General features: G+C 75.4%; 5 protein-coding genes. 4 read left to right on the top strand and 1 reads right to left on the bottom strand.

All coding sequences use genetic code 11. The features are described 5' to 3' along the window. Nucleotides 1-1,212, top strand: a 1,212-nt coding sequence (locus tag TN53_RS46095; RefSeq protein ID WP_095046980.1) for an FHA domain-containing protein, incomplete at its 5' end; no start/stop codon positions are given. Nucleotides 1,213-1,394: 182 nt separating this feature from the next. On the opposite strand, the gene TN53_RS39545 is transcribed toward TN53_RS46095, so the two are convergent. Next, nucleotides 1,395-2,381, bottom strand: a complete 987-nt coding sequence (locus tag TN53_RS39545) for a methyltransferase domain-containing protein (protein ID WP_046263691.1) — start codon at nt 2,379-2,381, stop codon at nt 1,395-1,397. Nucleotides 2,382-2,507: 126 nt separating this feature from the next. On the opposite strand from TN53_RS39545, the gene TN53_RS39540 reads away from it, so the two are divergent. From TN53_RS39540 to TN53_RS39530, 3 genes are all read left to right on the top strand, one after another. Next, nucleotides 2,508-2,912 (top strand): globin, encoded by a 405-nt coding sequence (locus TN53_RS39540; RefSeq protein WP_046263690.1) that lies wholly within the window; start codon nt 2,508-2,510, stop codon nt 2,910-2,912. Between the two features lie 146 nt (nt 2,913-3,058). Continuing rightward, nucleotides 3,059-6,304 (top strand): FtsX-like permease family protein, encoded by a 3,246-nt coding sequence (locus TN53_RS39535; protein WP_046263689.1) that lies wholly within the window; start codon nt 3,059-3,061, stop codon nt 6,302-6,304. A 1-nt stretch (nt 6,305) separates the two neighbouring features. Beyond that, on the top strand, nt 6,306-8,997 hold a 2,692-nt coding region (locus TN53_RS39530), incomplete at its 3' end, for an FtsX-like permease family protein (protein WP_046263693.1).

Here is an 8,997-nt window from a genome sequence, read left to right as displayed (position 1 = left end):
CCGCCCCCCGGCCCGAACGGCCCCGGAGGATTCGGCGGACCCGGCGGCCAGGGCGGCCCCGGCAACCAGGGCGGCTTCGGTGGCCCCGGCGGCACCAACGCGCCCGGCGGTCCGGGCGGCTTCGGCGGCCCCAACGGACCCGGTGGCCCCGGCAACCAGGGTGGCTTCGACGGCCCCGGTGGCCCCGGCAGCACCAACGCTCCTGGCGGACCCGGCGGTTACAACGGTCCCGGTGGCCCCGGTCGCCCCGGCGGCTACGACGGTCCCGGCGGACCTGGTGGTCAGGGAGGCTTCGACGGCCCCAACTCTCCCGGCGGGCCTGGCGGCTTCGGCGGACCTGGTGGCCCCGGCGCTCCTGGCGGCTATGACGGCCCCGGCGGACCTGGTGGTCCCGGCGGCCCCGGTCGCCCTGGCGGATACGACGGTCCCGGTCGGCCCGGCGGACCAGGCGGCTACGACGGCCCTGGTGGACCTGGCGCCCCCGGTCGTCCCGGAGGCTATGACGGGCCCGGCGGACCAGGCGCCCCCGGTGCCCCCTCCGCGTTCGGCGGCGACCCCTCGCGACCCGTGCCTCCGCCTCCCGGACCGACGCCGCCCGCCGGCCCCGGTGCGACCGGCGGCGCCCCCTCGGCCTTCCAGCCCTCGGGTCCCGGCGGTCCCGGTGGCTTCGGGGGCGGTGACGACGACTGGGTGATCTCCCCGCCGTCCTCCACCGCACCCGGCGGCCCCGGCGGCGGCTACGGCTACCCGCAGCCCGGCTCCACCCAGCCCCCGCCCGGACCCGGCCCCGGCTACCCGCAGCAGCCCGCGACCTGGTCGGCGACGATCGGTCCGGACCGCGAGTACTTCATGGCGATGATGCAGCGCTCCGGTCCCGAGGCCGCGGGGCTCAACCTGCCCGCGTACTCGCCCGAGCAGCAGCGCACCCTCACCGGCAACCAGATCACCATCGGCCGCCGCCGGCACTCCACCGGCGACACCCCCGACATCGATCTGTCGGTGCCGCCGGAGGACCCGGGCGTCTCGCACCAGCACGCCGTGCTGGTCCAGCAGCCCGACGGCACCTGGGCGGTCGTCGACCAGAACTCGACGAACGGCACGACGGTCAACGGCGCGGAGGAGCCCATCCAGCCCTTCGTCCCGGTACCGCTCCAGGACGGCGACCGCGTGCACGTGGGCGCCTGGACGACGATCACGGTCCGCCGCGGATAGTCATGACAACCAGGGGGCCCGGCGCACCACGCGCCGGGCCCCCTGACCATGTCGGCTACGAGCGGCCACGCGTACAGCCGCCCCTCCCGGTCATCCAGCCACACCCACTCACGCCGCCGCCCGCACCGAGCCGCCGTCTCCGCCCCCCTGCCACTCCCACCACGCCGACTCCCCTCGCCATGTCAGCCACCGAGCGGCCACGCGTACGGTCCCTCCGGATCGTCCAGCCACGCCCACTCGTGTCCGCCGCTCACCGTGATCCCGTACCGCTCCCGCAGCGGCCACCCCTCGCGCTCCCACAACTGGTAGGCCTCCTGCGGGTCGAGGCTGCCCTGGCTCAGCTCCAGCAGGAAGCGGAACAGCTCGCTCTCCCGGGCCCGGCGCGGCACCCCGCCGAGCCGGGCGGGCTCCTGCTGCGGGCGCCCCTCGCCCCGCAGCGGCACGAAGTAGGCGGGCGTGCGCAGGAAGCGGCCCTCGGCGTGCCCCGCGTCCCGGACGGTCAGCGCGATCAGGCCGGTGGCGAGGGGGGCGAGGATCCGGGCACCGGGGGCGCACTGGGCGAGCCAGGCCTGTGGGATCGAGGTCAGGGTGCAGGTCGCGATGATCCGGTCGAAGGGGGCCCGCTCGGGCACCCCGCGCGCACCGTCGCCGGTGACGACGAGCGGGCGGTACCCGGCGGCGGCCAGATGCTGCCGCGCCGCCTCGGTGATCTCCGGCTCCAGGTCGATGGTCGTGACGAGGCCGTCGTCGCCGAGCCGGTGCGCGAGCAGGGCCGCGTTGTACCCCGTACCCGCACCGATCTCCAGGACCCTGGCACCGTCCTCGACCTCCAGTGCCGCCAGCATCATCGCCATCAGCGAGGGCTGGCTGCTGGAGGAGACCAGCTCACCGTCGCGCATCCGGGTGGCCAGCGGGGCGTCGGCGTAGGCGCCGCGTACCCAGCGCTCGCGTGTGCGCGGGTCGGGGCTCTCGCCCCACCGGCGCTCGTAGCCGCCCATGACGCCGACGTAGTAGTACGGCACGAACACATGCCGCGGCACCGCCTCGAAGGCCCCCCGCCACACCGGGTCGTCCGCCCACGCCCCGCTCGCGTCGATCCGGTCCACCAGCGCGGCCCGCGCCTCGGCGGCGACGACGTCCAGGTCCTTGTGGAGAGCATGCGCACCCATATGTCCACTGTCCTGCGGGCCGGGCCCCGAAGCGAGCACCACAGCCAACCGATCCGGAATCTCCCCCTCCTGACAAGAGGACCTAAGCCCCAAGTCCTGGTTCCCCCCGTCTGAGACCATGGACCGGTGAAAGAGATTCGGCGCGGCACCCTTGAGACGCAGACCTTCTACGAGCAGGTCGGCGGGGAGGAGACCTTCCGCCGCCTCGTCCACCGTTTCTACGAGGGTGTGGCCGAGGACCCGATCCTGAAGCCCATGTACCCCGAGGAGGACCTGGGCCCGGCCGAGGAGCGCCTGGTGCTGTTCCTCATGCAGTACTGGGGCGGTCCGACGACGTACAGCGAGAACCGCGGCCACCCCCGGCTGCGGATGCGGCACGCCCCGTTCCAGGTGGACCGCGCGGCGCACGACGCCTGGCTGAAGCACATGCGGGCCGCCGTCGACGAGCTCGGTCTGTCCGAGGAGCACGAGCACACGCTGTGGAACTACCTGACGTACGCGGCGGCCTCGATGGTGAACACCGAGGGCTGACTGGCTGAGTCCCGGATTCCGGTCGTTCGACGCCGGATTCCGATCACGATCCGGTCAAGCCCGGTCCACAACCGCTTACCCGCCCCCACTCTCCTCTGACAACATCGCCGGGAGGTCTGGACAACACGGCGGGGGGCCGGGTCGCAGTGACGGGGTTCGGGGGATTCGCGCGGTTCGTCCTCCTGCGTGCGCGGGCGCACCGTCCGCTGCTCGCCGCCGCACTGCTGGCGGTCCTGCTGACCACGGCGGTCCTGGCGACGCTCACCGCCTACTCGGGCGCGATCGGCGACGCGGCCCTGCGCCACTCCCTGACCGACACCCGCAACGCCGCCGACACCGCGCTGGTCGTCAAGGCCGACGTCCCGGCCGACGAGCGTACGGCCGCCGACACCGCCGTACGCGAAGGGGCGCGGAAGGCCTTCGACGGGCTGCCGGTGACCGTGCGGGGGCTCATGCGGTCGGGCCCGTACGCGCTGCCCCGCTCGCTCCAGCCCGCCGCCGAGCGGTCCGAGGACCCGGATCTGACGCACTTCGCGGCACTGGACAGGTCGCAGGTAAGGATCGCCGAAGGCCGGATGCCCTCCGCCGTGGACGAGGTGGCCTTCCCGCAGAGCGCCGCCCGGCTGCTGAAGCTGAAGCCCGGCACCCGCCTCACCCTCGTCGACCGCCTGGACGGCCCGGACGTGCGGATCACGGTCGTCGGCCTGTACCGGCCGGCCCGCACGGACGCCCCCTACTGGCGGCTCCTGGACGATCTGCACGGCCGCGGTGTCAACAAGCTCGACTTCACGACGTACGGCCCGCTGCTCGCCGTCCCCGAAGCCCTGACCGACGGCCGGGTGAGCGCCGGGGCGTCGGCGTGGCTGGCGACGGCCGACTTCTCGACGCTGACGACCGGGCGGATCGACGCGCTGCGCGAGGCGGCCCTCGGCGGCAGCGCGGCGATGCGCGGCGAGTCCGCGCTGAGCGGCACGACGGCCGCGAACACCCAACTGCCCGTCGTCCTTGACCGCATAGACCGCTCTCTGCTCGTCTCGCGCTCCACCCTGCTGATCGTCGCGCTCCAACTGGGGCTGCTCGCGGGCTGTGCGCTGCTCCTGGTGGCCCGGCTGCTGAGCTCCCAACGCACGGGCGAGACAAGGCTGTTGCGGGCCCGCGGCGCCTCCCGGCCCCGGGTCGCGGGCCTGGCCGCCACCGAGGCGCTGCTGCTCGCCGTGCCCGCGGTGACGCTCGCGCCCCTGCTGGCCGGACCGCTGACCCGGCTGCTCGCCGGACAGGGCGCGCTGGCCCGGATCGGACTGCGTCTCGACGTTCCGGCCGGCGGGCGGATCGGGGTGTGGCTGGTGGCGGCCGGTGTGGCGCTGGGCTGCGCCCTGGCGGTGACCCTGCCCGCGCTGACATCCTCCTTCGCGACCGGCCGGGCCCGCGCACTGCCGGGCGCGCTGCGCTCGGGCGCGGACCTCGGACTGCTGGTGATCGCCGGGGTCGCGTACTGGCAGCTCAGCGGGCAGACCACCGGTGCCGTCACCGGGGACAGCTCCGGCGCTCTCGGTGTGGACCCGTTGCTGGTCGCCGCCCCTGCCCTGGCGCTCCTCGCCGGTACGGTCCTCACCCTGCGTCTGCTGCCGCCGCTGGCCCGTCTCGCCGAACGCCGGGCCGCCGCCGGACGGGGCCTGGCCGCGGCCCTCGCGGGCTGGCAGATCGGCCGCCGCCCGGGGCGCGGCGCGGGCCCGGTACTGCTGCTGGTCCTCGCCGTCGCGCTCGGCATGCTGGCGATCGCCCAGGGCGCCTCCTGGGACCGCTCGCAGGACGACCAGGCCGACTTCCGGGCCGGGGTGGCGGTGCGGGTACTGGCCAACGGGCAGGACGGCCTCGGCCGCACCGACGAGTACGCGGCCCTCGACCACGTACGACAGGCGGCTCCCGCCGTCCGCACGGAACTGCCGCTGTCCGGTGACCGTACGGCCACCGTGCTGGCCCTGGACACCCCGGACGCGGCCGAGTCGTTCCTGCTCCGCCCGGACCTGACGTCCGAGCCGGTGCAGTCGCTGCTGTACGGGCTGGGTCCGAGGAGCGGCACGCTGGGCCCTTCGATGGGCGCCAAGGTTCCCGCGGGCACCTCCCGGCTGGGCCTGACGGCAACTCTGCGCGGCACGGTGGCGGGCACGACCGCCGATGTGACGGTCACCCTGGAGGACCGCTACGGCACCCCGTACCGGGTCCCGGCGGGCGCACTCACCGGCGACGGCCGGCCGCACACGCTCGAACTCGCGGTCCCACCGGGCCCGTTGACGCTCACGGACCTGCAGCTGGTGGTGCCCCAGCCGACCGGCCGGGCGGACCGGCACCGGCTCACCCTCGACGCGCTGACGGCGACGGCCGCCGACGGCACCGTGCGCCGCCTGACGCTGCCCGCCGCCTGGACGGCCGACTCGCAGAGCGACGGCGACCCCTCGGCCACCCCCGACGGCCGCCATCTGCCCGCCAAGCCGCGCATGACCACCTCGGAACCGCTCACGTTCGAGTACGGCACGGGCTTCGTGCCGCCCGAATACACCTGGATCCTCGGCCAGTTGACGGTGCGCCTGCAGGTCGAGCAGCCCGCTGCGGGCGAACTCGCCGCGATCGCGACCGACCACTTCCTCACCTCCGCGGGCGCCCGCACGGGGCAGAGCGTGGATGTGACGTTCGGCGGCCGGACGGTGCCGGTGCGGATCACCTCGTCCGTCAAGGCGCTGCCGACGACGGGGAGTGAGAGCGGCGGGGCTCTGCTCGTCGACCTGCGGTCGGTGAACCGGGTGTTGGAGGCGAAGTACGGCGAGAGCGTCACGCCGACCGAGTGGTGGCTGGACACGGACCGCCCCGCGAAGGTCGCGCAGGCCTTGCGGGCCCGCCCGGACATGGACCCCGCGCAGGTCGTCGTACGGGACGAGATCGCCGAGGAGCTGCGTGACGATCCGTTCGGGGCGGGTCCCGAGGCGGCCTTCACCGCGGCGGCCGGAGTGGCGGCCGCGCTGGCCGCGCTCGGGTTCGCCGTGAGCGCGGCGGGGTCCCTGCGGGAGCGGGACCCGGAGTTCGCGGTGCTGCGCGCGCTGGGCACCCCGCGCCGCGGGCTGGCCCGCACGATCGCCCTGGAGCAGGGCGTCCTGGTGACGCTGGCCCTGTCGGTGGGAGCGGTGCTGGGGACGGTACTGGCGCGGGCGGTGATCCCTCTGGTCGTCCTGACCACCGAGGCGACGCGTCCGGTGCCGGAGGTGCTGGTCGAGGTGCCGGTTCCGCAGGTCGTGGTGCTGCTGGGGGCGGTGGCGGTGCTGCCGCTGGTGGTGACGGGGGTGTTGGCGTTGCGGCGGGCGAATCCGGTGGTGGCACTGAGGGAACAGGGCGGTGAGTGAGATGAGGTCCAGGTCTGCCGTGGCCCCGTGGATCCGCACCCGGCTGCGCGCCGCCCCCGGTGCGGCACTCGCCCTCGCCGTCATGGTGGCGCTCACCGCGTGTCTCGCCGCGGCCATCCCGCGCGCGGTCGACCGGTACGAGGACGCGGGCCTGCACCGCGCCGTCGAGCAGGCGGGCCCCGACCGGACGACCGTGCAGCTGTTCGCGCAGCCCGAGTACGGCATCATCTCGGAGCACGACGTCCTCCCGGCGACACTGGCCGACCAGTACGCGAAGATCCTCGCCACGGTCAGGCGGCCCCTCGTCGCCGACCGCGGCCAGTCCACGTACGGCGTGCGCACCGCCAACAGCATGGAGGTGCCGGACCCCTGGATCCCCCGGCCCACCGGTACGCCCGCGCAGGTCACCCTGGTCGCCCAGCACGGCCTCGCCGACCACGTCCGCTCGGTCACCGGCCGGCTGCCGCGCGCGCCCGACCCGGTGACCGCGTCGACGCCCGAGGTGGAGGGGGCGGTCAGCGCGGCGACGGCCAGGGGCCTGCACATCGAGGTGGGTTCACGGATCCACGTGCCCGGCGAGGGCCGCGACCCGCTGGTCGTCCGCATCACCGGCATCGTCACCCCGAGCGACCCCGCGGGCGCCTACTGGTCGACCCACCCCGTCCTGCACCGCCCCTCCCTGGTCCCCCTTCCCGGGGCGAACGCGGAGAAGTACTGGCTCGGCGCCCTGCTGCTCGCCCCGGAGGCGGCCCCCGCGCTGCTGGGCACGCCCGGAACCCCTTGGCGGTACTGGCAGTTGGAGCCCGTCACAAAGGCCCTGCACGCCTACGACGCCGAGCGTCTGAAGTCCGCGGTGGCGTCCCTGGAGTCCGGTCCGGCCCTCCAGAAGGTCCGTGAGGTGACCGGTCCGCTCACGGACGCGGACACCGACCTCGACGAGATCCTGACCGCGTACGACCGGCTGCGTGAGGGCGTCACCCCGCTGGTCGCCGTCGCCGCGGTCGGCGCGGGCACGGTGGCCGCCGTCGTCCTGCTGATGGCGGGCGGCCTGGCGGCCGACCGCCGCCGCACCGAACTCGCCCTGCTGCGCGCCCGCGGCGCGTCCCTGCGCGGCCTGGCGGGCCGGCTGTTCGCGGAGTCGGCGACGGTGGCCGTCCCGGCCGGCGCCCTGGGCCTGACCGCAGCCCTGCTGCTGCTCCCCGAGGGCCGCCGGACGTACGCGCTCGCGGCGGCCGCCGCGGTCACGGCCGCCGCGTGCGCCGCGCTGCCGCTGCGCGCGGTGGTCGCCCATCGGGTCGTACGGATCCACACCGGCCGCGAGGACGTGGCAACGGCCCGGCCGTCCCGCCGCCGCACGGTCGCCGAACTGACCCTGCTCGTGCTGGCCCTGGCCGCGGTGGAGACATTGCGCCGACGCGGCTCGCAGGGCGATGAACTGTCCTACGTCGCCCCGGTGCTGACGGGGGTGATCGCGGCCCTGGCCCTGGTCCGCCTCTACCCGCTCCCCCTGCGCCGGCTGGCCCGCCCCGCCCGCCGCCTGCGCGGAGTGGTCGCCCATCTGTCCCTGGCCCGCGCGGGCCGTACGTCCGCCTCGGCGGTCCTGCCCCTCCTCGCCCTGCTCACCGCCCTGACGACGGCGGCCTTCGGCGGCTCGGTCCTGACCGGTGTGAACGAGGCCCGCGACCACGCGGCGCTCCTCGCCATCGGCGCGGACGCCCGTGTGGACGCGGACGAGCCCCTGCCCGCCGCCCTGCCCGACCGGGTCCGCCGTACGCCAGGCGTGCGGGACGTGACGGCGGTGAGCATCGCGTACGACGCCCAGCTCGCCAACGGCAGGCAGTCGGCGCCGCTGGTGGGCGTGGACCCGGCCGGATACGCGGCGCTGGCCGCCCGGACGGGCCTGGGCCCCTTCGAGAAGGGCGAGTTGACGAAGGCGCGGGAGTCGGGGAAGGCACGGGAGGCGCTGACCGCGGTGGCCTCCCCGACGGTGGCCGCCACATACGGCACCCGCCCCATCCCGGTGCGGCTCCAGGACGGCACCACCTTCACCGTCCGCATCACGGCGGTCCGGGACCGCACTCCGGCGGTGTCCGGCACGGAGTTCCTGGTCGTGAACCGGGCACAACTGCCCGAGTCGGCGGCCCGCCCGACGGCACTGCTCCTGACCGGCGCGCAGCTGAACGCGACGGCCCTGCGCAAGGCGACGGGCGGGGCAGGCCACGTGCAGCTGAGGTCCCAGGAACGTGCCCGTTACGTCGACTCCCCCCTCCAGTCGGGTGCCGAGGACATCTACACGGGCGCGGTCGCGGCGGGCGCGGGCTACGCGGTCCTGGCCCTGCTGCTCTCCCTCCTCCGGGCGGCCCCCGAACGCACCGCGCTCCTGGCCCGCCTCCGCACGATGGGCCTCACCCGCGCCCAGGGCCGCCGCCTCCTGATCCTGGAGGCCCTGCCCCAGGCGGTACTGGCCGCGGCGGGCGGCGCGTTGACGGGCTGGGCGACGGTGGCCCTGCTCTCCCCGGGCATCGACCTGACGACGATCGCCCTGGCATCCGCCCCGTCGTCGGCGGGCCGGGCCGAGTTGAGCACGTCCGCCGCTTCCCTGGCGATCCCGGCGGCCTCGGTGGTGCTGGTGACGGTCGGGGTGGCGGGGATACAGGCGTGGTGGTCGGGGAGGCGGGGGTCGGTGGGGGGGC

Origin of the sequence: Streptomyces sp. WM6386, assembly GCF_000972385.1 — a bacterium.
Lineage (GTDB): Bacteria > Actinomycetota > Actinomycetes > Streptomycetales > Streptomycetaceae > Streptomyces.
Note: the sequence above shows the minus strand (reverse complement) of the source record. Positions and strands in the feature narration are given on the sequence as shown.

Excerpts from the sequence above, each read along its gene's own strand:
- TN53_RS39545 (WP_046263691.1), bottom strand. The coding sequence starts at position 2,381 with ATGGGTGCGCATGCTCTCCACAAGGACCTGGACGTCGTCGCCGCCGAG.